Source organism: Hyphomonas sp. (assembly GCF_037969335.1).
GTDB lineage: Bacteria > Pseudomonadota > Alphaproteobacteria > Caulobacterales > Hyphomonadaceae > Hyphomonas.
The window spans coordinates 1-21,811 of sequence record NZ_JBBKXE010000043.1 but is presented as its reverse complement, the minus strand read 5'-3'; the positions used below and the strand labels follow the sequence as shown (position 1 = coordinate 21,811).

General features: G+C 62.3%; 28 protein-coding genes, 1 pseudogene and 1 riboswitch. Of the genes and pseudogenes, 13 read left to right on the top strand and 16 right to left on the bottom strand.

The features are described from left to right. The 3 genes and pseudogenes from AADA04_RS03250 to AADA04_RS03240 all read right to left on the bottom strand — a co-directional run. Nucleotides 1-204 (bottom strand): annotated as a pseudogene (locus AADA04_RS03250) (phosphomethylpyrimidine synthase); the annotation flags it as partial. Further along, complete coding sequence (locus tag AADA04_RS03245; protein ID WP_340691799.1) at nt 201-632, bottom strand: DUF1801 domain-containing protein; 432 nt, start codon at nt 630-632, stop codon at nt 201-203. The pseudogene AADA04_RS03250 and the gene AADA04_RS03245, both read right to left, overlap by 4 nt. After that, a complete protein-coding gene (locus AADA04_RS03240; protein ID WP_340691798.1) occupies nt 629-1,015 on the bottom strand; it encodes an MmcQ/YjbR family DNA-binding protein in 387 nt (128 codons plus the stop codon). The genes AADA04_RS03245 and AADA04_RS03240 overlap by 4 nt, the downstream gene beginning before the upstream one ends. Continuing rightward, nucleotides 1,010-1,108, bottom strand: a riboswitch (TPP riboswitch). (Overlaps the previous gene by 6 nt.) Before the next feature lie 110 nt (nt 1,109-1,218). On the opposite strand from AADA04_RS03240, the gene AADA04_RS03235 reads away from it, so the two are divergent. The 3 genes from AADA04_RS03235 to AADA04_RS03225 all read left to right on the top strand — a co-directional run bounded on the left by AADA04_RS03235 (nt 1,219) and on the right by AADA04_RS03225 (nt 2,983). Next, the gene (locus AADA04_RS03235) at nt 1,219-1,575 is read left to right on the top strand and encodes a metalloregulator ArsR/SmtB family transcription factor (RefSeq protein WP_340691797.1); all 357 of its coding nucleotides are present in this window, start codon (nt 1,219-1,221) and stop codon (nt 1,573-1,575) included. Next, on the top strand, nt 1,572-2,033 hold the full coding sequence (locus AADA04_RS03230; protein ID WP_340691796.1) for an SRPBCC domain-containing protein: 462 nt from the start codon (nt 1,572-1,574) through the stop codon (nt 2,031-2,033). Before AADA04_RS03235 ends, AADA04_RS03230 begins: the two co-directional genes overlap by 4 nt. 116 nt (nt 2,034-2,149) lie before the next feature. Continuing rightward, nucleotides 2,150-2,983, top strand: a complete 834-nt coding sequence (locus tag AADA04_RS03225; RefSeq protein ID WP_340691795.1) for a hypothetical protein — start codon at nt 2,150-2,152, stop codon at nt 2,981-2,983. Here AADA04_RS03225 and AADA04_RS03220 read toward each other — a convergent pair. The 5 genes from AADA04_RS03220 to AADA04_RS03200 form a co-directional block, all read right to left on the bottom strand. Continuing rightward, the gene (locus AADA04_RS03220; RefSeq protein ID WP_340691794.1) at nt 2,980-3,684 is read right to left on the bottom strand and encodes a hypothetical protein; all 705 of its coding nucleotides are present in this window, start codon (nt 3,682-3,684) and stop codon (nt 2,980-2,982) included. The two genes, AADA04_RS03225 and AADA04_RS03220, sit on opposite strands and share 4 nt — an antisense overlap. Nucleotides 3,685-3,823: 139 nt before the next feature. Further along, on the bottom strand, nt 3,824-4,180 hold the full coding sequence (locus AADA04_RS03215; RefSeq protein ID WP_340691793.1) for an ArsC/Spx/MgsR family protein: 357 nt from the start codon (nt 4,178-4,180) through the stop codon (nt 3,824-3,826). Nucleotides 4,181-4,257: 77 nt separating this feature from the next. After that, nucleotides 4,258-4,707, bottom strand: coding sequence for a hypothetical protein (locus AADA04_RS03210; protein WP_340691792.1), 450 nt, complete (start codon nt 4,705-4,707; stop codon nt 4,258-4,260). Nucleotides 4,708-4,713: 6 nt separating this feature from the next. Next, nucleotides 4,714-5,094 (bottom strand): hypothetical protein, encoded by a 381-nt coding sequence (locus AADA04_RS03205; protein WP_340691791.1) that lies wholly within the window; start codon nt 5,092-5,094, stop codon nt 4,714-4,716. Between the two features lie 59 nt (nt 5,095-5,153). Further along, nucleotides 5,154-5,939: a phosphodiester glycosidase family protein gene (locus AADA04_RS03200; RefSeq protein WP_340691790.1), complete on the bottom strand. Its 786-nt coding sequence runs from the start codon at nt 5,937-5,939 to the stop codon at nt 5,154-5,156. Nucleotides 5,940-6,142: 203 nt separating this feature from the next. Here AADA04_RS03200 and AADA04_RS03195 point away from each other — a divergent pair, with 203 nt between their 5' ends. From AADA04_RS03195 to AADA04_RS03185, 3 genes are all read left to right on the top strand, one after another. Beyond that, nucleotides 6,143-8,563 (top strand): EAL domain-containing protein, encoded by a 2,421-nt coding sequence (locus AADA04_RS03195; protein ID WP_340691789.1) that lies wholly within the window; start codon nt 6,143-6,145, stop codon nt 8,561-8,563. A 103-nt stretch (nt 8,564-8,666) separates the two neighbouring features. Further along, nucleotides 8,667-8,846 carry a hypothetical protein gene (locus tag AADA04_RS03190; protein WP_340691788.1) on the top strand — a complete coding sequence of 60 codons (180 nt, stop codon included), beginning with the start codon at nt 8,667-8,669 and terminating at the stop codon, nt 8,844-8,846. Between the two features lie 115 nt (nt 8,847-8,961). Beyond that, nucleotides 8,962-10,449 (top strand): tryptophan halogenase family protein, encoded by a 1,488-nt coding sequence (locus AADA04_RS03185; protein WP_340691787.1) that lies wholly within the window; start codon nt 8,962-8,964, stop codon nt 10,447-10,449. Between the two features lies 1 nt (nt 10,450). Here AADA04_RS03185 and rlmN read toward each other — a convergent pair whose 3' ends face one another. Next, nucleotides 10,451-11,626 carry a 23S rRNA (adenine(2503)-C(2))-methyltransferase RlmN gene (gene rlmN, locus AADA04_RS03180; protein WP_340691786.1) on the bottom strand — a complete coding sequence of 392 codons (1,176 nt, stop codon included), beginning with the start codon at nt 11,624-11,626 and terminating at the stop codon, nt 10,451-10,453. A 183-nt stretch (nt 11,627-11,809) separates the two neighbouring features. On the opposite strand from rlmN, the gene AADA04_RS03175 reads away from it, so the two are divergent. Further along, complete coding sequence (locus AADA04_RS03175) at nt 11,810-12,445, top strand: OmpA family protein (protein ID WP_340691785.1); 636 nt, start codon at nt 11,810-11,812, stop codon at nt 12,443-12,445. A 69-nt stretch (nt 12,446-12,514) separates the two neighbouring features. Here the strand turns inward: AADA04_RS03175 and AADA04_RS03170 are convergent, their stop codons facing one another. Continuing rightward, nucleotides 12,515-13,171, bottom strand: coding sequence for a DJ-1/PfpI family protein (locus AADA04_RS03170; protein ID WP_340691784.1), 657 nt, complete (start codon nt 13,169-13,171; stop codon nt 12,515-12,517). 103 nt (nt 13,172-13,274) lie between these two features. Here AADA04_RS03170 and AADA04_RS03165 point away from each other — a divergent pair, with 103 nt between their 5' ends. Then, entirely contained in the window at nt 13,275-13,910 is a 636-nt protein-coding gene (locus AADA04_RS03165; protein WP_340691783.1) for a 1-acyl-sn-glycerol-3-phosphate acyltransferase, read from the top strand. Here the strand turns inward: AADA04_RS03165 and AADA04_RS03160 are convergent. After that, the gene (locus AADA04_RS03160; RefSeq protein ID WP_340691782.1) at nt 13,907-14,422 is read right to left on the bottom strand and encodes an invasion associated locus B family protein; all 516 of its coding nucleotides are present in this window, start codon (nt 14,420-14,422) and stop codon (nt 13,907-13,909) included. The genes AADA04_RS03165 and AADA04_RS03160 overlap by 4 nt on opposite strands. 174 nt (nt 14,423-14,596) lie before the next feature. Between AADA04_RS03160 and AADA04_RS03155 the strand changes: the two genes are divergently transcribed. Together AADA04_RS03155 and AADA04_RS03150 are read left to right on the top strand one after the other, a co-directional pair. Beyond that, a complete protein-coding gene (locus AADA04_RS03155; protein WP_340691781.1) occupies nt 14,597-15,178 on the top strand; it encodes a sigma-70 family RNA polymerase sigma factor in 582 nt (193 codons plus the stop codon). Between the two features lie 30 nt (nt 15,179-15,208). Beyond that, nucleotides 15,209-15,874: a ChrR family anti-sigma-E factor gene (locus tag AADA04_RS03150; RefSeq protein WP_340691780.1), complete on the top strand. Its 666-nt coding sequence runs from the start codon at nt 15,209-15,211 to the stop codon at nt 15,872-15,874. Here the strand turns inward: AADA04_RS03150 and AADA04_RS03145 are convergent. The 4 genes from AADA04_RS03145 to AADA04_RS03130 all read right to left on the bottom strand — a co-directional run bounded on the left by AADA04_RS03145 (nt 15,871) and on the right by AADA04_RS03130 (nt 18,552). Then, complete coding sequence (locus AADA04_RS03145) at nt 15,871-16,776, bottom strand: sulfotransferase domain-containing protein (RefSeq protein WP_340691779.1); 906 nt, start codon at nt 16,774-16,776, stop codon at nt 15,871-15,873. The genes AADA04_RS03150 and AADA04_RS03145 overlap by 4 nt on opposite strands. A gap of 72 nt (nt 16,777-16,848) precedes the next feature. Beyond that, nucleotides 16,849-17,361 carry an RNA methyltransferase gene (locus tag AADA04_RS03140; RefSeq protein WP_340691778.1) on the bottom strand — a complete coding sequence of 171 codons (513 nt, stop codon included), beginning with the start codon at nt 17,359-17,361 and terminating at the stop codon, nt 16,849-16,851. A 1-nt stretch (nt 17,362) separates the two neighbouring features. Further along, nucleotides 17,363-17,683 (bottom strand): hypothetical protein, encoded by a 321-nt coding sequence (locus tag AADA04_RS03135; RefSeq protein ID WP_340691777.1) that lies wholly within the window; start codon nt 17,681-17,683, stop codon nt 17,363-17,365. Continuing rightward, a complete protein-coding gene (locus tag AADA04_RS03130; RefSeq protein ID WP_340691776.1) occupies nt 17,680-18,552 on the bottom strand; it encodes an isoaspartyl peptidase/L-asparaginase in 873 nt (290 codons plus the stop codon). Before AADA04_RS03130 ends, AADA04_RS03135 begins: the two co-directional genes overlap by 4 nt. A gap of 91 nt (nt 18,553-18,643) precedes the next feature. Here AADA04_RS03130 and AADA04_RS03125 point away from each other — a divergent pair, with 91 nt between their 5' ends. The 3 genes from AADA04_RS03125 (at nt 18,644) to AADA04_RS03115 (ending at nt 20,403) form a co-directional block, all read left to right on the top strand. Beyond that, a complete protein-coding gene (locus AADA04_RS03125) occupies nt 18,644-19,636 on the top strand; it encodes an NADPH:quinone oxidoreductase family protein (RefSeq protein ID WP_340691775.1) in 993 nt (330 codons plus the stop codon). Further along, nucleotides 19,637-20,038, top strand: coding sequence for a DUF1801 domain-containing protein (locus AADA04_RS03120; protein WP_340691774.1), 402 nt, complete (start codon nt 19,637-19,639; stop codon nt 20,036-20,038). A gap of 68 nt (nt 20,039-20,106) precedes the next feature. Then, the gene (locus AADA04_RS03115; protein ID WP_340691773.1) at nt 20,107-20,403 is read left to right on the top strand and encodes a PilZ domain-containing protein; all 297 of its coding nucleotides are present in this window, start codon (nt 20,107-20,109) and stop codon (nt 20,401-20,403) included. A gap of 103 nt (nt 20,404-20,506) precedes the next feature. Here AADA04_RS03115 and dnaK read toward each other — a convergent pair. Continuing rightward, nucleotides 20,507-21,811: molecular chaperone DnaK (dnaK, locus tag AADA04_RS03110; RefSeq protein WP_340691772.1), on the bottom strand; the 1,305-nt coding region annotated here is incomplete at its 5' end.

Below are 21,811 nucleotides of genomic sequence, written 5' to 3'. Positions count from 1 at the left end.
GACCGAGGGGTCGGTATAGGGGCCGGACGTGTCGTAGACGGGCAGGGCGGGCTCATTGGCGCTCGGGTGCAGGTCGATCTCGCGGTGGGGCACGGAGATATCGGGCGCCTGTGGCGGATGGGTGTAGACCTTTCGGCTGGCGGGGAGCGGGCCGGTGGTGACTTTGGGCGTCTCGAAGGCGGACTGGTCGGCGGGCTTGTTCATGAGGCTTGCTTTCTGGAGTGGTATGTCAGGGCCATGGCGATGCAATGGGCGAGTTCGGGGCGCGGCAGGGGCGCGGTCAAATCGAGCAGGATGGCGCGGGTGCCGGAGAAGGCGAGCGTGCCGGCATAGAGATCGCGCCATTCGTTCACCAGCGTGGTGGAACAATGGACGAGGAGCTGGGCGGTGGTTGGCGTGGCGGGCTTCCAGCCGAGGCGGATCGTCGTGCCGCTTTTCGTGGCCTCGGTGAGGAAGGCGGGCTCGCCCCATTTCAGCGTCTCGGTGAGCGGGCCGACGCCGGGCGTTTTGCTGGCCGTGTCACGGATGAGGGTGCGCAGCTGGGTGAGATAGGCGCGCGGGGCGGCGGGCAGCGCGTCGAGGACGGCCTGCACATTGGCGGGCGCGGGCGGAGCGGCAGTCAGGCGGCTCATGACGGGAAGCCTTTCGGGACGGCCGGCGAGAGGCCGAGTTCCTTCTGGAGCTTTTTCGTCAGGCCTGCGGCGACGAGGCGGTAGCTGTCGCGCAGGTAGGTGAGGAGTTCGTCATCGGACATGGTTTCGGCGCTGGTGCGCTGGATCCATTTCATACCGCGCGAGGCAAGGTGGGGCGCGCCGCGGCAGCCGGGCTGTTCTTTCAGGATATGGAAGGCGATGGGCGTGACCTTGAACGAGACACCGGTGATCTCGCCGTTGTCGTCGCCTGCGATGGCGTAGACCTTGCCGCCAATCTTCCAGACATGGCTGCCGCCCCACTGGCAGACATAGGTCGATTGGGGGAGGGATTTGCAGAAGGCTGTGAACGCGTCGAGCGTCATTCTAGTCTCCGTCCCTCGCGCCGGTATGAGCCGGATCAGGTTCAAAGGGTAACTCTCAGCCCGGCCCCATGCCGGACACCCCTCGGATGGGTGAAGAATAGGCGGTTTGGAGGCCAAAAGAAAGAGGTGGGCGCGAGACGACAATACAAAGGTGATTACCTAAGTGTGTTGACAGGGCGTCATCGGGCCAGATAGAAAGGCATATGACTAAGTATCATTCGCCTGACCCTATCGCGCTGGATCGTGGTTTTCATGCGCTGGCCGATGCCACGCGGCGGGGCGTGATGGCGCAGCTGAGCCTTGGCGAGGCGAGCGTCGCTGAGCTGGCGGCCCCCTATGACATGGCGCTGCCGAGCTTTCTCCAGCATGTGCGCGTGCTGGAATCGGCGGGCCTTGTCTCGACCCGCAAGGAAGGCCGGGTGCGGCGATGCCGGCTGGAGACTGCGCGACTGGCAGAGCTTGATGCGTGGATCACCCGTTACCAGCAGACATGGGCGGCCCGTCTCGACCGGCTGGGCGATATTCTCGACGCGACTGACACAGAAGGAAAGCAGACATGAGCCATGACACGATCCGCCACGGCACCGTGACGATTGAAAAAACCTACACGGCCAGCCCGTCGCGCGTGTTCGGCGCGTGGGCGGACCCCGAAATGCGCCGTATCTGGGGATCGCCATCCGACGAGATCGACCTGCGCATTGATGCGGCCGATTTTTCTGTCGGCGGAGAAGATGTCAGCACCTGCATGATGGGTGACCAGGCCATCGCCATCGTGCGTGGGCGGTATCATGATATCGTGACCGACCGGCGTATCATCTATACCGAGATTATTGCTTCCATGGACGCCATCGAAGGCGCTTGCCTGGTGTCAGCCGAATTCCAGCCGGACGGGCAGGGAACGCGCCTTGTGCTGACCCTTCAGACAGCGGCGCTGGATGGCGCAGACCTGCTGGAGGGCGTGCAGGAAGGCTGGGAGAGCGCCCTTTCGCGCCTTGGCGAGATGATGACGCCCAGCTAGGCCATGGGCCGTTCCGTGCACTGGTTAACATCGGGCGCAGTCCTGTTAACCAAATCCTGACACCTGATCACCATCAAGGGTCTCATCTGGCACTGTAACAGATGGAGGCGACGATCATGGCTGATGGATCTGCGCATGCGCCGCTGCATGTACCGCTTACGGCGGACGAATTGACGCCGCGCACGAAAACGCCGGTAAAGACCCGCAAATTCAAGGTGGATTTCTGGGCGACCGACTTCAATACGGCCGAAATCGGTATCATGAAGCGCACCCAGAACGAGGCGGCGTCCGACCAGTTCACCAAGGACATGGAGATTTTCGGGCAGACGGTGGTGAACGGGAAGCGCGAGGCGCTGATCGCCTATCGCCACGAGATGTGGAAACGCAACAAGGACTTCAAGCGGCGGCTGGTGATCAAACTGTTTTCCGAGGACCTGCACTGGCGCGGCACGATCGAAATGCTGATCGGGCGCTCGATGCAATTGTCGCTGGGCGCGGGCGGTATGCCGGTGCCGGCCTATTCGATCAACTTGGCGCGGCATGACCAGCTGATCCAGCTGGAACGCTCAGCCCATCACTGGCCGCTGTTTCCCGAGAAATATTCCTTCTTCCTGCAGACGAAGAACGGGCCGCGCTTCTACAAGCTGCGCCGGAACATTGTCTGCATCGGGTCTGACTATACGCTGTATGACCAGAAGGGCCGAAAGATCGGCCAGCTCGACAGCCGCATCATCAATCTGGGTGGGGCCTGGAAAGTGACGCTGGACAGCGCACATGCGAATGCCCGGCTGGAAGGTGTGTTGCAGCTGTTCTGCGCGATGCTGAAATTCAACAGCCAGGCGCGCCGCCATGTCCGCCAGCTGACGGAAAAGGTGCATGGCGGCCGGCTCGTGCCGGAACTCGACCGCCACGAAGACGACCTCTACAAAAATCCGCGCCGGCGGCGTTAGGCGGCAGGCTGCCTGAGTTCGATCCAAAGCTGTTCCGATTGGGCGACGAGCTGGCCATCGGGCGTGAAGATCGCCGTTGACGCGCCATGCTTGCGGCCATCGTCAAACTGGTGCCAGCCAGCAACGACCAGTTCCTCGCCGACGGACGGCCGCATGTGCAGCTGGGTGCTCATGCGGGCAAGCACCATGGGGCGGTTCTGGAAGCCGACGGCGAAAGCACCGGGGCAATCGAGCGCCGCCCAGAGGATTTCCGGGCGCACGCGGCCTTCCGCGTCACCGAGATCGGCCTGCGGTGTCCATATGTCCGTTACGCCGTCAAAGCCATCTGGCCGTCCGGCGAAGATGCAAAGGCCGTCATGCGCGCGGTCGGGCCCGCACACAAAACATCCGGGAAACGCATGCGTCTTGAGGGGTGGGAAGTGGCTGCGTCCGGCGCGGGCCGCGTCAAACGAGGGCGCTGGCGGGACGGGTGACAGCGGCGCGGCGGGCCGCAGGGTCATCACGAGCTGCTGGTCATGCCAGCATTCGTAGTCGTCACCCCTGGCAACCACCTGCATATCGGTGTCGAGCGGTGGCGGTGCGCGCAGGGAAACCTCCGCGGGGCCGTCAATTGCCTGTGCAGCGAGGCCAGCCGCGACGCCGCCATTGGCCGATTTCGGCGGGCCGTTGAAGCGCGTCGGAATGTGGATCGTGAATGACATGGGGCCTCCGTTGCGCGGGTTGCGCCATACGGGTGGTTTCAAGTCAATGCATCAGGACGCGACCTGTTGGCACGGGCCAGACTGTCAACGCGGCCGGCAGCATTTCATTCCTCTGCAGGGTATGCGCGCTTCTGACGGATCAGGCCTGCAATGCCTGCTCTGTGCCCTTGTCCCAGCCGACGAGAATGTCGGCGCCGGTGTCGATGACCGGGCGCTTGATCAGCGTGGGGTGTTCAATCAGGAGGGCAACGGCGTCGTCACCGAGGGCCTGGGCCTGTTGCGCGGTCGTGAGGCCGCGCCATGTCGTCGAGCGGCGGTTGACCAGTTTCTCCGCGCCGACAGCTTTCAGCCAGGCGGGGACACGTGCAGGCAGGTCTGTCTCGGCGCGGATATCGACGAAGGCGACCTCGCGGCCTGACCCCGTCAGGGCGGCCATGGCCTTCTTGCACGTGTCGCAATTTTTCAGGCCGTAAAGGGTGAGGGGTGGTTGGGACATTTTCACCAGTCTTGCGGGTTAAGCTTCACGCCGGAAATGATGCCAATTCCGGATACAACGCAACCCGGGTGCCGGCCCTAGTCGCAGTCGCGGGACACAGAGCAGCCCCCGGCGGCAGCTGCCGCAGCGCCTGCCTTGAGGACGGCCAGCGTCTGGAAACTGTTGCTGGAATCATAGAATTCGTTCGAGATGACCCGCCCTGAACTGCTGAGCCTGACGCGTCCCTTGACCCAGTAGGATGTGCCGTCGGTGCCGGTAAAGGACAGCGTGCCCTGACCGCGCGCGCCATCATCGGCTGCTTCGCAGCTGTCCAGCTCGAATTGCTTGTTGCTCTTCATCCACACCACAGCACTGGATTCAGCCTCCAGCCGGGATTCCAGCGCGCGGCGCACGATGGAGGCGTGATCGTCACCGCATGTGCCCTGTGCGATCGCCGGAAGCGACCCCATCAGGACGCCAAGCAGTATCGCCGTGTATTTCAGGTATTTCGGCATATGATTGCCCTGCGTGAAATGTCTTGCAGCCATAGGGCCCTATACGATGCCCAGTACGGCGATGACCAGTCCGAAGGCCATGGTGACGAGGCCAAAGCCGCGTACATGGTCGTCTTCCGGTACCATCCAGCGGGCGAGCGCAAAGATCGGTTTCGGCCAGGCCAGCATAAGCAGGCTCTCGATGATCATGCCGGCCGCGAGGATCGTCGTAATGCCGCGCGTAACTGTGGCGAAATCGTCGACGAGAGCGAGCACGGTGGCGCCGAGGAAGAACAAGAAGGCGCCGGTGACATAGACAAGCGCCGGGCTGGTCTCGAACTCGTCGAGCACGCGGGTCGCCCGGCCCGGCTCGATCACCATGCCGAGCCCGGCGGCGAGGGCGTAGATTCCGAAAATAACGCACACTGTATCGGCGACCATGGCGTCTGCTCCTGTTTCAGCCTCACGCTAACATAGGGGAGGGGCGAGGCCGAAATGTGTCAGGGCGCGGCGGCGCGCGATTCCACCACGGCGACGATGGGGCCCATGTCGAGGCCGGATTCGTCGCGCTTCAGATCCGGGGCGTAGAGACGTGACACGACGCCATCGAGATAGAGCGCGTTTGGCGTGCCGAGTTGGTCGCGGAAGAGCCGGGCGAAGCTGTGGAAGTTCACGGGCGCATCGCTGATCGCGAAATAGACCTGCCGGCCATCGGCGCTGAGCCCGACGCCGTTGCGGCGCTTGCGGCTGGGACCGTCCTCATTGAAGTCCGGATGCAGCGCGCCGTCGAGCACCAGCATCGGGCCGGACTGGGTGGCAAAGCGCGGCTGGGTTACGGGGAAGCGTGTGTCATAGGCACTGGTTTCAGCAATGCCCGCAGCCGGTCCGTCGATCCAGAAAACGCCGTTGGGGAGCATGCCGAAATTGCCGGGGCCGGCGGACCGGACCAGCGGGGCGACCTGATGGCCCTCCTCGACATAGAGGCCAACGGCGCGCCGGTCGTCATGATACATGCCGCCATTCATCGCGAAGGCGAGGGTCTTGCCTTCTGATTCAAGCGCGTCGGCGAGGCGGTCGAACTGGCCGTAGGGTGCGCCGTCGGGATCGTTGAGGAAGAGGCGGATGTCGGCCCCGGCCGTGTCGAATGTGCACACAGTGTAGGGTGCGCCGTCGAAGCTGACCGGCGTGCAAGCTTGTGCGGGCGCCGGCGAGCAGGCGGCGAGGAGAATGGCCGCCAGCACGATCAGGGGGGAAGCCAGGCGGGGGAAGAGGTGCGGGAAAATCATTGGCGGAGTCTAGAGCCGCTTCGTGGCGAATTCCAGACAGGGGCAATCAGGTATCGCCATCCCAAGTTCCCAATAATGTTCTTATAAAATGCCGATGTTTTCCATTTTAGGTTTAAATCATTTTTTTATCCTATGCGGTAACTATAATCGCTCTGCTCAAGCCCAGGATGGTCGGCAGTCCATGGAGCCGGGGAGTGGTGGCTGTGATATTGAGTATAGTGACGCTGCTGGATGCTGGCTCGGGCCGCGCCAAAATGACGCCCGAACATGCCGCTCTAGTCCGCGGCAAGCAGATCCAGACAATGCGCGAAGTTGTGCCGTACGGCCTGGCCGCCAGCTCGTTCAATGCGGCTTTTCTCATCATATACCTGGCTCGTCACGCACCATCGATGACTCTGCTGATCTGGGCAGGTCTGATGCTCGTCATGGGCCTGCTCGGGCTGCGTATGTGGCTGCACGTGAGGCGATCGACGAGAGGCGCCCGGCCGCGCCCCGTCCAGGACCTGTACCGTCCAATCATCGAATCCGCCGTGCTCGGATGGGCCTGGGCCTTGTGCCCGCTCCTGTTCCTGCCGACGGTACAGGGGTTCGACATGGTGATGGTTATCTGCACAACCCTTGGCATGATGACCGGGGCGGCTTATGTGCTGTCCACCGTGCCCGCCGCGGCCACCGCTTTCGTGATGTCCTTGGCAATCGGCATGTCGATTGGCTTGCTGATGTTGGGGCCCGAGGCCCCGCGCCTGATGATGCTGACGCTGTTCATCTGCTTCACCGTGATCTCAGTTCTTGCAATATTCTGGAACTATTCGAATTACGTCAATTTGTGGCTCCAGCAGGAGCAAATGAAGGAGCAGTCGAGCCAGCTCAGTAAAAAAACCAGCCTGATCAGCCTTCTCCTCAATGAATTCGAGCAGGCGGCATCCGACACATTGTGGGAGACAGACGCTGCCCACCGTCTCTTGAGGCCGTCCCAGGTCCTGTCCGATCGATGCGGCATTTCGATCGCCGATCTCGAACAGCAGCATATGGCGAGCTTTTTTGACGCCATGAATCTGGAAGCCCACCCCGAAATGGAGCGTCTCAAGACTGCACTCGACGTCAACGGGGACATAAACAATATCTGCCTGCCCGTGCTGCGGGCGGACCGGACGGATTGGTGGCGCATATCGGCAAAGCCTGTCTTCGCTGATGACGGCACGTTCGAAGGATACCGGGGCGTTGCGTCTGACGTTACCGAGAAGCGCCTGGCTGAAAAGCAGATTTACGACCTTGCTCACTACGACGCGCTAACCGGTGTGCCGAAGCGGGAGATGCTGATCGACGCGCTCGAATCGGCTGTGATGGAATCCGCGAAGGCCGGATCGCATTTTGCCGTGCATGCTCTTGATGTGGACCGCTTCAAGACAATCAACGACGTCTATGGCCACGCCGCAGGCGACCAGTTTCTCAAAGCAACGGCCGAGCGGCTGCGGCAATTGATGGGCCCGGATGACGTGGTCGCCCGCTTTGGCGGCGATGAATTCGTCGTTCTCCAGCAGAACATTGCCGGGCGCGACGAGGCCATGGCGCTGGCCACGGCGATGCAGCAGGCCCTGTCCGAACCGGTCGACATTGACGGAGCGAACGCCCAGTCCAGCGTTAGTGTCGGGATTGCGCTGTGTCCTGAACATTCTGTGTCCTCCGCCGAATTGCTCAAGTTTGCCGACCTGGCGCTGCTGGCGTCGAAAGCGGCGGGACGCGATACCGCCTGCGTCTTCGAGGCGAACCTGAACCACGATGTCAGTGAGCGCATCGCGATGGAAATCGACTTGCGTGACGCGCTTGCGAACAATGAATTCAGCCTGCACTACCAGCCGATCATCGATGTCGAGTCGGGACGGTTCGGGTCGTTCGAGACACTCATCCGGTGGACTCACCCGACGCGCGGCTCGGTCGGCCCTGACCTGTTCGTGCCGGTCCTGGAACAGGCAGGGATGATCACGACAGTGGGCGACTGGATTATCCGCGAGGCGCTTCACGAAGCTGCGACATGGGATGAAACGACCAGGATATCGATCAACCTGTCGCCGCTGCAGGTCAGGAACAGGTCGCTGATCACGACGGTGACCCATGCGCTGGCGCAAACCGGGGTCGATCCAAAACGCGTCGACTTCGAGATCACCGAGACGGTGCTGTTCGACGACACGGAAGAGAGCCTCAGCGTACTGCATGCGCTGCACAAGCTGGGCGTCACGATTTCGCTCGATGATTTCGGGACAGGATTTTCGTCGCTCAGCCTGCTTCGGATCTTTCCGTTCGACAAGATCAAGATCGACAAGTCGTTCGTCCAGGAAATGGAATCGAGCGGCGAATGTGCGGCAATCGTCCGGTCCGTGGTCGGCCTGGCGCTCAGCCTGGGCATGCGCACGACGGCCGAGGGCGTTGAAACGGAAAGTCAGGCCGAATTTCTCAAGGCTGAAGGCAGCTCGGAACTGCAAGGCTTTCTCTTCAGCCGCCCGAAGCGGCCTGAAGACCTCGTCGAAGCCGGGATACTGAAGCGGCGCGAAAGCGCGGTCTCGGACGCTCGCCCGGCTGACATGGTTCCCGCTGGCCGCGATGGTTCCTTGCGACGGGTTGTGTAACCGGGCATGGCGGCCCGCAGATAAGGCATCGCGAAGCGGCCTTCCATGGGCTAAACTGGCGTCTCAGGCCCGCTGTGTTGGCGGCCAGGACAAGGACACACGCATGGCAGAGAGATTCGAACGCCACCGTCAGGCTTGGACCACTGACGAGATTCAGAAACTGCATCTTCTGGTCGGCAAGGGCATGAGCCTGAATGCAATCAGCAAGGCGATGACCCGCTCCAAGGAATCAATCCAGACGCGGGCCAAGATCGACAAGCTGAAGATTACGAAACTTCACTAGGCGGTGAAAGCTGCCACGCAGCCATCGCGTAGTCGCAGACCCGTGCGGCCTGCAATTGACCCCGATGATGATCCCGTCAAGACTGTCCGCCAGACGGCGTTTCAGAGGTAGGGGCATGGTTCAGTCAATTTTGGTCGTGGGCGGCGGCAGTGCCGGCTGGATTACGGCCAATCTGCTGAATGCGCATTGCCAGCGCGCGGGGCGCAAGACGCAGATCACGCTCGTCGAGTCGCCCGACATTCCCACAATCGGAGTCGGCGAGGCGACCGTGCCGACGATCCGGCGCACGCTGAATGATATTGGCTTGCCTGAGCAGGATGTGCTGGTTTCGGCCGAGGCGACATTCAAGACGCTCATCAGGTTCAAGGACTGGAACCTGGGCGAATCCTACGACCACCCGTTTGATCGCAGGCGCCGGCCCCAGACGGATAGTTCCGTCGGCCGCTGGTCAGCGCAGAACAATTTGTCGTTTGACCGGAGCTTCTCGGCGCTTACCCAGCTTGCCGATCACAATATCGCGCCGAAGTCGCCGCGCCATCCGCAATACCAGGGCAGCTTTCCCTATGCCTATCACCTGGACGCCATCAAACTGGCCAACCGGCTGGCGGCGTTCGGGCGCGAACGCGGCATTTTGCAGACGCTTGCCAATGTCACCGACGTGGCGGTGTCTCCCGAGGGGCTGATTGAATCGGTCCAGACCGACCGGGGCGAGACGCTGACGGCAGACCTTTACATCGATTGCACCGGGTTCCGGTCTGCCCTGCTGGGCGGGGCGCTTGGCGTGAAGATGAAGTCCTTCGCCAAATACCTCCTGTGTGACCGGGCTGTGACGATGCGCATACCCTATGACGTGCACACGCCGCCACGGATACTGACCTATACCCAGGCCACGGCCCGGGCTGCCGGCTGGCAATGGGACATCAATCTGCAGACCCGCCGAGGCATCGGATATGTCTATTCCAGCAGCTTTCTGAGCGACGACGCCGCCGAGGCTGCCCTGCGCCAGCATGAAGGCCCGCATAGCGACACGCTGGAGGCGCGCCACATCCGTTTCGCAAGCGGCAAGCGCCAGCTCAGCTGGAAGGGCAATTGCGTGGCCGTTGGCCTGTCTGACGGCTTCCTGGAGCCGCTAGAATCGTCGGGCCTCTACCTGATCGAGTTCGCCGGACTGGCGATTGCGACCATGCTGGAGGATTTCAGCGCGGCGCCGCAGGCGACGGCGCGATATTACAACCGGATCACCGACGAACTTTATGACGAGATCCTCGGCTTCCTCAACCTGCACTATGTGACGTCGAAACGCCGGGACACACCGTTCTGGCGCGCGGCGACAGCCGACGACGCTGTGCTGGACGATTTGCGCGACCGGCTTGAATTGTGGAAGCGGCGGTCACCCACCCAGTTTGACTTTCCGGGGGCGGACAGATTGTTTGCGCAGGACAGCTATGAATTTGTCCTGCACGGGATGAAATATGTCGATGGACCCGTTTCCGGCCAGATACAGGTGCCGGACATGCGTGAGTTGATCGCAAAAAGTCGGGGTGAACTGCCGGAACATGACGCGTTCCTGGCATTGGTAAAGCGCGCGGCGGCGCGTGCATGACCTAGCTGGCGGCGCCAGGCGCGGCTTCGGCGGCCAGCGCTTCGCGGCGTTTCTCGGCGGCGGACTTCTTGACGCTTTCCGAACGCAGCTGGCCGCAGGCGGCGGCGATGTCGCGGCCACGCGGTGTGCGGATGGGGCTGGCATAGCCGGCTTGGTTCACGATTTCAGCGAAGGCCTCGATCGTCTCCCAGTCGGAGCATTCATACGGGCTACCGGGCCACGGATTGAACGGGATCAGGTTGATCTTGGCCGGCACGCCGCGCAGCAGGCGGACAAGGTCGCGCGCCTCTGCCGGCGTGTCATTGTTGCCTTTCAGCATGACATATTCGAACGTCACCCGACGCGAATTGCCGCTGCCCGGATAGGCGCGGATCGCTTCGAACAGGGTTTTCAGGTCATACTTCCTGTTGATGGGAACGAGTTCATTGCGCAGGTCGTCATTGGTGGCGTGCAGCGAGATGGCGAGCATGGCATTGGTGCGCTCGCCCAGTTCCTGGAGTTTCGGAGCGACGCCGGCGGTGGAGACGGTGACACGACGCCGGCCGATGGAAATGCCGTCGCCATCGCAAATCGTGTCGATGGCGGCCGCCACGTTGTCGAGATTGTAGAGCGGTTCGCCCATCCCCATGAAAACGATATTGGTGAGACGGCGGTCTTCGGTCGAGGACGGCCATTCGCCGAGTGCGTCGCGGGCAATCATGACCTGGGCGGTGATCTCCTGCGCGGTGAGATTGCGCACGAGGGCCTGTGTGCCTGTATGGCAGAAGGTGCAATTGAGCGTGCAGCCGACCTGGGAGGACACGCAGAGCGCGCCGCCACTCATTCCGACGCCGGGAATATAGACGCTTTCGCCTTCGACGCCGGGCGCGAAACGGGCGAGCCATTTCTGCGTGCCGTCTTTCGATACCTGGTGATCGGCGATCTCGGGACGCGCCAGCGTGAAACGCGATGCCAGTTCGGCGCGCAGTTCCTTGCCGATATCGGTCATCACGTCAAAATCGGTCGAACCAAAATACTGGCTCCAGCGCGAGATCTGTTTCGCGCGCATCGAGGCCTTCTTGGGGTCTAGTCCCATCGCCTCAAGTTCTGCCTTCAAGGCAGGCAGGGGCATGCCCGCGAGGGATTGTGGGGCTTTAGGCTGGCTGGGCCGCTGTGAAAGGTCGAGTGTGATTGTCATGAATTCGCGCTATAGCATGGGGTACTCGGTGCTGGAACCGCCGAGGGCAGGGCAATATGAACACGATTTAATGTGGCAGCCATTAATTCGCCACACGTGCAACCGAAAGCCCGGCTACGCGTATTACAATAACGCTTTCAACGGGGCTGACTGCGAAATGACGCCCAAAACTGGAGGAACTCCATGAAATATCTCGTTCTGGGCGCGCTCGCGCTTGCCATGATCCCCGCCGCTTGTGAAACCGGCCCCAGCAACCGCGTCATGATTGGCTCAGCCGCAGGCGCCATCGCCGGTGCCGGCTTGGGTACGCTCGCAGGTGGTAATGATGGCCGCAACGCCGCCATCGGCGCAGCTGTTGGCGCCATCGCCGGTGCCTCCGCAGGCGCTTACATGGACAAGCAGGAGCGCGAGCTTCGCGCTGCCACTGCTGGTACAGGCATCGAAGTCGCCCGTAATGGCGACCAGATTGCCCTGACCATGCCGTCGAATGTGACGTTCAACGTCAACAGCGCAGAAATCCTGCCCGGCTTCTACCAGTCGCTGAACGATGTTTCGACGACGCTGGTCAACTATCCGTCGACCGCTGTCGACATTATCGGCCATGCCAGCTCTGACGGCGACGATGCCTACAATCAGGCCCTGTCCGAGCGTCGCGCAAATTCGGTCAAAGGCTACCTGATCAACCAGGGTGTGACCCCGGTTCGTCTCCAGGCCTATGGCATGGGTGAGACCCAGCCGATCGCCGACAACTCCACAGAAGCTGGCCGCCGCGCCAACCGCCGCGTCGAGATCATCCTGACACCGATCACCGAAAGCTGATCCGGGGCCTGAAAAGGCCGACAGACAAGACGCCCGTCAGCTTCGCGCTGGCGGGCGTTTTCTTTTGTGCTAGCCGGAGATGGCGACGCGCATGGCATCGACCGGGGCGCCATAGCGCGTGTTCATCATGGCCATCAGCTTGTCGCTGGCACGGGACGGGTGGCCGGTATTGGTCAGGGGCGCCGGGTCATACTCGATAGCGAGCTGGATCGCTTCGGCGACCTGCTGGCCGCAGACATCGGCGATGATGCCGAACGCGAAGTCGATGCCCGCTGTCACGCCGCCGCCCGTATAGGTATTGCCGTCCTTCACCCAGCGGCCGGGCGCGTGGGTGGCGCCAACCAGTGGCAGGAGAGACGTGTACGCCCAGTGTGTCGTCGCTTGCTTGCCGTCGAGCAGACCGGCGGCGCCGAGCAGGAACGCGCCGGTGCAGACCGACGTGACATAGGTCGCGGCCGTGCCGGCAGAGCGGACAAAGTCGAGTGTCTCGGTGTCGCCAATGGCGTCGACCACGCCGAAACCGCCCGGCACGACGATCATGTCCAGGGCAGGCGCATTGGCAAAGGTGCCGGTCGGCACAAGCGACAGGCCGCAATCGCTCGGCACGGGCTCCAGCGTCTTTGACAGGATGTGCGTCGTGGCACCCGGCATGCGGTGCAGCACCTGCAATGGCCCGGTAAAGTCGAGCTGGGTGACATTCGGGAACAGGACAAAACCGACATTCATGGGACGGGCTCTCCGGGCCGTTTCGCTGCGGTCATAGAGGAATAGGTCACCGCTGGCCATATTCACTCTGGCCAATCGGTGTCGAAGTGTGGAACGTGTCGCGATGCCGAATCCAGACTCTCTCTCGAATCCCGGTGCGAAGCGGTTTGGCCGCCCCGCGCCCTATCGCGGAATCGGATCTGAAATCGTGCATCTGCTGTGCGGCTTTTACCTGTGGCTTGGTGGCTGGCGCCTGCTCGACGACTGGCCCCCGAACCAGAAAATGGTCGTCGTTGCGGCGCCGCATACGTCCAACTGGGACGGGTTCGACATGCTGGCTGTGGCGGGCTGGTACCGGGTGAAGCTCAGCTATATGGGCAAGAAGTCCCTGACCACGGGGCCTTTGGGCTGGCTGGTGAAGCGTAGCGGGTGCGTTCCGGTCGAGCGATCCAAATCCAATGATATCGTTTCACAAATGCACGCTGCCTTTGATGCGGCCGACAGCCTGTTCCTGGCCGTCGCGCCGGAAGCCACCCGATCACGCAATACGGACTGGAAGAGCGGCTATTACCATATCGCGCATTCGGCTGGCGTGCCGCTGCTGATGTCGGTGCTCGACTATGGCAAGCGTACGGTGCGCCTGGCCGGGCCACTGGCCACGAGTGGCGACTATGCCGCCGACTTGCCGAAAATACTGGCGCCTTATGCGACGGCCGAGGGCCGTCGGCCCGGCCAGTTCGGCATGCCCGAACCTGACTAGCGGCAGATTGCGGCGGCCTTGTCGATGGCGTCGGCGGATCCCTTCAGGGAGAAGTGGTAGGCGACCTGCGTGTTGCGCGCGGAGACGGCTTCGACGCGGAGCTCGGAGCCCTTCTTGAGGGCATCGACAATGCGCCGATCATCGGAATCATCGGCAAAGGCTTCCGGTCCGACCGCGAACAGCGTCCAGGACGAGCGGCCAATGCTGGCCTTCGCAGCCATGTCCTCGCGCAGGTCAAAACCGACCTTCAGGCTCGGCTGGTTGCGGGCGCGGCCTGATTTCCAGCTGGTGACATAATACCAGACTTCGCCGTGATTGGCCGAGCGGGGCGCCTTGTCAGTGGCGGTGGTGGCGGCATAGCAAACGGTTTCGCCGCCGCTGGATTCCGTGAAGACGGACCAGTCATTATAGCGGCCTATGGCCGTGGGTTCGGCATAGGCACACGGGATCGTGATGGCGGCCAGTGCGGCGAGAGCGGCGAGTCGATTGTGGCGCGGCAAATGATATCGCATGGTTTAAACGTAATCCCCGTGGCAAGCTTCAGGCCCAGTCTTATGCCATCAGAGTTAAGGCCAAACTACGACGTTTTCACACCTATCGCATCCATGCAGAATCACAGGCTATGTGGTTGCGTCCGGCCAGCCCACAACCGATAGTGGCTGACTGATGGGCCAAGGGGACCAGACTTGAGCGCGCCGATTGTCCACACCGCTGACCTGGAGCAGCGCGAACGCCACGCTGATTGCATGGCGCGTATCGCCGCTGACCAATCGCGCGAGGCGTTCGCTGAACTGTTCGCCTTCTTTGCCCCGCGCCTGAAGGCGTACATGTTGCGCCTGGGGGCTGGCGAACAAGAGGCAGAGGAATTGACGCAGGACGTGATGATGACAGTCTGGCGCAAGGCCGGCATGTATGATCGCAAGCAGGCGTCGGTTTCAACCTGGATTTTCCGGGTGGCCCGAAACCGCCGGATCGATGTGCAGCGGCGCACGACGAAGCCGCCGCTGGAGCCGGACGAACCGATGCTGCGGCCGGCCGAAGCCGAACAACCCGACAGCGCCGTATCCCGGATGCAGATGGAAGAACAGGTGCGCGCCCAGCTCGCCACCTTGCCGGAAGAACAGCTGGCGCTGCTGCAGGCTGCCTTCTATGACGGCCTTTCGCATTCCGAAATTGCCCGGTCCCATGGCCTGCCGCTGGGAACGGTAAAGAGCCGCATCCGGCTGGCACTGGCCCGCCTGAGGGGAGGCCTTGATGACCCTGAATAGCACTTTCGCGCCGACACCAGGAGATGCCGCATGACCCGCCAGAATGATTTGCCGTTCAGCGAACTTTTCAGCGCCTATGCGGCCGGTACGCTTGATGCCGGGCTTGCCTTGCTTGTCGAAACCCAGGGCGCGTTGCGGGCCGATATCAAAGACGCCGTGGGACAAAGCGAAGCCGTGGCGGGCGCCTTTCTTGAAATGACCGAACCGGCCCCGATGCGCGCCGGGGCCCTGGAAAGTGCGCTGGCGCAGATCGATGCACTGGAAGCGTCGGCACCGGCGCCACAAGCGGGCGGTCCCGTCGACGACGGTGAGATGGACCAGCTGCCAGAGCCGCTGAGGTACGCCATCGCCGTCTCCGGGAACCACGAGACGTGGAGTACGGCGGCGCCCGGCATTCACCGTATTGCCCTGGATGTTGGCAGCCAGATGGAGGTGGAACTTTATCGTATCCAGCCTGATGCCGCCATTCCGCGCCATTCGCATGGTGGACAGGAATATACCCTCGTCGTCACGGGCGGGTACACGGATTCGTCCGGCAGTTTCGGGCCGGGCGACCTGGCCGTCAAAGGGCCTGAAGATACACACCGGCCCGTTGGCGATGCAGGCGAGGTCTGCTTTGCGCTCATCGTGCGCGACGGGGCATTTCGCCTGACCGGCGCCCTTGGCGTGGTCCAGCGGATACTCGGGCGACGCTAGGCGCGCTGGCCCGTCTGCAGCCATTGCGCGCAGGCGTCGCCGAGTTCCGATCTCGCCATGGCGTCGTAGCGGGCATTGTCGTCGGCTGTCAGCGTGTCTTTCCAGCGTCCGTTGACGCCCTTGTTGATGAAGACCTCGGCGCCGGCATCCCAGAAGGCGCCGCCGAGGGGAACGCTCTTGGTAGCGTTCGCCTTCATCCAGTCGAAGGTGCAATATTCGACAATCGTGTCCCAGCGGGCCTCGTCGATATCGATATCGAGAAAGGCGGCAATTTTCCGCATCTCGCCGGGCATGTCGCGTTTCAGGTCGGCGAAGTGGATCATCATGACATTCGGCAGGTCGCGGATCGCCCACCAGCTGCGGACATTTTCCCAGAATGACCAGAACGGGAAACCGTCCTTGTCCATCCAGTCCTGCCAGTATTGCCGGATGTCCTCCGGTGGCCGCTCGATCGGCGGCCCGACGCGGCCCGGCGTATTGTTGAGGGCGTCATACCAGAGGTCATTGGCATTGGCGTGGTGATTGTAGAGGCTCCAGACAACGTCCCGGGCATCGCGGCCAATATAGATATATTTGGCTTGCGGCGAGAAGACGAGCGCGTCGACAGGCAGGTGGGTTTTCATGAAGCGGCGGTGCGTCTGGGCTTCGACTTCCGGCAGTTTCACCTGTTTCGGTGGAACGCGCAGGTCGAGCCAGGGCGACATTTCGGCGACGGCCAGTTCCGGGTCGCCACCGAACATCATCTGGGCGATCATCTGCTGGGTCCAGCTGGTCCCGGCCTTGCCATAGGTTGCGATGATAATGTCATCATCGCGGAACTTGAGATCGTTCCAGATGGTTGAATCGAAATGATGGCTGTGGAGTTCACGCGCCTTTACCGGCCAGGCAATCTCAGCTGACATTAAATAGTCCCCCCGAAAAATTCGTATGAGAACGTTATCAGAAACGAGGCGGCCTGTCCCGTGCTTTCAGGGTCAGTCGCGCCCGTGACCGGCAGGCTTGCCGTCCCCACCGAGGCCGCCGGGCATGATCGGGCGCGGGGCATAGCCGCCCATCGAGAGGTGGCGGTCATACATGACCAGCGCGCCCGCGAGGCTGACATTGATGCAGAACTTGGTCGGGATTTTCACGACATGGGCGCAGCGGGCAAGCGTCTCGTCCGACAGGTTGCCCTTCTCGGGTCCGAGAATGTAGGCGGCCTGTGGCGGGTGGCGGAAGGTCGGCAGCATGACGGCATCGTCGGTCAATTCGATGCCGACCAGCTGGCAGCCGCGCGGCATCTGCATCTCGTCGATCGAGTCCCACTGGTAGTAGGGGATCTGCCCGGCAGATTTCGATGTGTCGGCCTGATAGGCGTCGCGCAGGCGATGCCCGGCCTCGATCGAGAAAACATAGCTTGCGCCAAAGGCATTGGCGGTGCGCATCAGGGCGCCGAGATTCATCGGCTTGGAGATGCGTTCCGAGCCGATCGAGAAATATCCACGCATGTCAGATCACTCCGAGAACAAGCCGCCCCGCTGCAAGGACAAGCAGGATGAAGAGCGGTGCAATAAGGCAGGCGCGCCGGGCGAGGCGCAGGTGCGAGAGGGGGGCAGGATAGGTGTGGGCGAGGTGCAGGGCAGCCTCGCTGGCAGGCGCGGGCGCGGCGGCTTCGACCACGGCCAGCCGGTAGGCCGTGTTGGTCGGCAGGCCGCCGAATTTCGCCGCGAGCGCCCGGCGCAGGGCGACCGAGACGATCATCCGCATCTGCACAGCCAGGACGAAGGCGAACAGGCCGAGGCCCAGCAATATCCAGAACAGCGGTGTCACAGGAACGTCGCCACCTCGAACCGGCCGTCGGAATCGGTCATGCCGCGCTTCATGCCGCCGGAATTGAACAGGGCGGTCATGCCGCCATCGGCCGAGACCGCGATCATGCCGCCTTCGCCACCGAGGCGTTTGACGTCGTCGAGCGCGCCCTGCACAGCCGGTTCCAGCGCGGAGCCGCCATAGCGAATGCGGGCCGATACGTCAGCGGCGGCATTGGCGCGGATAAAATATTCACCCAGCCCGGTGCAGGAAATGGCGCAGCGCTCGTCGGCCCAGGTGCCAGCGCCGATCACCGGCGTGTCACCGATACGGCCGGGCGTCTTGTTCATGATGCCGGCAGTCGAGGTTGCCGCCGACATGTCGCCATAGCGGTCGAGGGCGACGGCGCCGACCGTGCCGACATCCGGCACGCCGACCTGGCGGGTGCGCTCGTCGACGGGAACATAATAGGCGTCGGGATCGTCCACCGTAGCGAGGCCTGCGGCATCGGCGAGGCGGCGGGCACCGGCAGCGACGATCAGGACATTGGGGGTGCGTTCCATCACCATGCGAGCCGCTGCAATCGGGCTCAGCACGCCCTGCAACGCGCCGACCGCGCCGGCATTGCGGGTGCGCCCGTCCATGATGGCGGCGTCGAGCTCGTATTCGCCGGCGGTGTTGGGGGCGGCGCCCTTGCCGGCAAGGTAAAGTCCGGAGGCCTCCATCGCCGCGACAAGGGATTCGACCACATCCAGGGCTGTTTCGCCGTCGGCGAGGCGCTTGCCGCCCGCTTTGAGGAGGTTCGCGATGTGTTTTTCCTGCGCCGAATAGTCCTGACCGAAGATAGGTCCGGCACCGCCGTGCAGGACGAGGGCCCATTTGTTCGCCATTCTGCCCATCTCCCTTACGTCACACTTGGATTATGCCTGCCACACCGCTACCGTCTGGTAGAAGAAACAACAAGGTAAGGAACGCCGGAACATGAAAGCTGTGCTGTCAAAAGAAGTGGGTGGGCCGGAGACGCTCGTGGTCGAGGATGTGGCCATGCCGGAAGCCGGCAAGAACCAGGTCCTGATCGAGGTAAAGGCGTGTGGGGTGAACTTTCCCGACGTGCTGATGATCCAGGATCTTTACCAGTTCAAGCCGCCGCGCCCGTTCAGCCCCGGCGGCGAAGTTGCCGGCATCGTCAAGGCCGTCGGCGAAGGCGTCACCAATGTGAAGCCGGGCGACCGGGTCCTGGGATCCACCGGCAGTGGCGGCATGGCCGAATATGCCGTGGCAGCCGCCCATGGCGTGATGAAGATTCCGGACAATATGCCGTTCGACGAGGCGTCGGCCTTCATCCTGACCTATGGCACCAGCTATTATGCCCTGAAGGACCGGGCCGATCCGAAGCCGGGCGAGACCCTGCTCGTACTCGGTGCCGCCGGCGGCGTCGGCATTGCCGCCGTGGAACTCGGCAAGGCGATGGGCCTGACGGTCATCGCGGCCTGTTCGACGCAGGAGAAGGTGGATTTCTGCCTGTCCAAGGGCGCTGACAAGGGCCTGATCTATCCAACGGGCAGCCTTGACCGGGCGCAGCAGAAACAGCTGTCCGAAGACATCAAGGAAGCCGGTGGCGGCGGAGTCGACATCATCTATGACGCGGTCGGTGGCGACTATGCCGAGCCGAGCTTGCGCGCGATGAACTGGGAAGGGCGCTATCTCGTGATCGGCTTCCCGGCCGGTATCCCGAAAATCCCGCTGAACCTGACCCTGCTGAAAAGCTGCGATATTCGCGGCGTGTTCTGGGGCGCCGCCGTGGCGCGCAATCCGAAGGGCCATGCCGCCAATTGTGCCGACATGTTCAAACTGTATGCCGACGGCAAGATCCGCCCGCACGTTTCAAGTTCCTACCCGATCGAAAAGGCCTCAGACGCGATCCGCGAGCTGATGGACCGCAAGGCGATGGGCAAGGTCGTGGTGACGATGTAAATGGCAAAGGCACCTGCGCAGACGCCCGACGGGTTCATGGACGCCCTTGACCATCCCCGGAAGGCGGAGGCGCAGGCCCTGCGCGACATCATCCTTGCGACGGCGCCGGATATGCCCGAATCCCTGAAATGGAACGCGCCGAGCTATACGGTCGGCGGCGAGCATGTGCTGACGTTCGATTTTTCGGACAAGAAAAGCATCAGGCTCATCTTCCATTGCGGACCGCGGCGCAAGGAGACGCAAGGCGCGCCGCCCATTCTGGAGGACACGACCGGCCTGCTCGAATGGACGTCGGACATTCGGGCCATTGTGACCATTCGCAATGCCGACGATCTGGAACATGCCCGGCCGCTCCTGCCAGGGCTGATACAGCAATGGATCGCGGCTGTTCAGGCTGGCTAGGCCGGCGCCGCGAGACCCGTCACTGCATTTGCGGCGGAACCGAACATGTACCTGCGCGTAAATTTCGTATGGAACATGCTATAGAAATTAATGCGGATGATCGGCCTCTCGAGGCCCGCGATCAGACGCGTCGCCGGACCCTGAAATCGGGCCGGATCGAGTTGAAGAACCAGACGAGCACAATTGACGTCACCATTCGTGACATGTCGCTGTCGGGCGCGCTTCTCCTGCTCAAGGATATCTGGACCCCGCCGGCAGAATTCGGCCTTCTCGTCCTGAACTCCAATAACGGCAAGACGCAGCGCCATTCCTGCCTGAAGGTCTGGCAGAAGGGCACGATGGTTGGCGTGCGCTTCCTGGTCTAGCGCCTGAACGCAAAGCACGACCCCCGGGGGGCCGTACAATACAAAGAAAAAACCCGCCGGATCGCTCCGGCGGGTTTTTCCGATTCTGGGAGGAATCTGAAGGTTAGGCGCCCTTGGCGTCGTCGACTTCTTCAAAGTCGGCATCGACGACATCGTCGCTGTCGGCAGACGCATCAGCAGACGCATCGGCATGAGCTTCGGTTTCCTGCTGGTTGGCATAGATCGCTTCGCCAAGCTTCATGGCAGCCGTCATCAGGGCCTGGTGCTTGGCCTGGATGTCACCGACATTGTCCGTCTCACGCGCGGCCTTGAGCTCTTCAACGGCCTTTTCGATTTCAGTCTTCACTTCCGCGGAGACCTTGTCGGCATGCTCTTCGACCTGCTTTTCGGTCTGGTGGATCAGGGCTTCGGAATTGTTCTTGGCTTCGACGAGTTCACGGCGAGCCTTGTCGGCACCGGCATTGGCTTCGGCGTCGGCCATCATTTTCTTGATGTCCTCGTCCGTCAGGCCGCCATCCGCCTGGATGGTGATCTGCTGTTCCTTGCCGGTGGCCTTGTCCTTGGCCGAGACCGAGACGATGCCGTTGGCGTCGATGTCGAACGTAACCTCGATTTGCGGCAGGCCACGCGGGGCTGGCGCAATGCCTTCGAGGTTGAACTGGCCGAGCTGCTTGTTGTCTGCGGCCATTTCGCGCTCGCCCTGAGCAACCTTGATCGTCACGGCACCCTGATTGTCATCAGCCGTCGAGAAGATCTGGCTTTTCTTGGTCGGGATCGTCGTGTTGCGGTCGATGAGACGTGTGAACACGCCGCCCAGCGTTTCGATACCAAGCGAAAGCGGCGTCACGTCGAGCAGGACCACGTCTTTCACGTCGCCTTGCAGAACGCCGCCCTGGATGGCCGCGCCGAGGGCGACGACTTCATCCGGGTTCACACCCTTGTGGGGCTCACGGTTGAAGAACTTTTTCACCGCTTCCTGAACGGCAGGCATACGGGTCATGCCGCCAACGAGGACGACTTCGTCAATGTCGGCTGCCGTCTTGCCAGCGTCTTTCAGGGCCTTCTTGCACGGCTCGATGGTGCGCTTGACGAGGTCTTCGACAAGGCTTTCGAGCTTGGCGCGGGTCAGCTTGATGTTGAGGTGTTTCGGGCCTGTGGCGTCCGCCGTGATGAAGGGAAGGTTCACTTCGTACTGGTTGGCAGACGACAGTTCCTTCTTGGCCTTCTCGGCTTCTTCCTTGAGGCGCTGCAAGGCGAGCTTGTCGGTCTTCAGGTCAATGCACTGATCCTTCTTGAACTCGGCTGCAAGGAAATCGACGATGCGAAGGTCGAAGTCTTCACCACCGAGGAACGTGTCGCCATTGGTCGACAGCACTTCGAACACGCCATCACCGATTTCGAGCAGCGA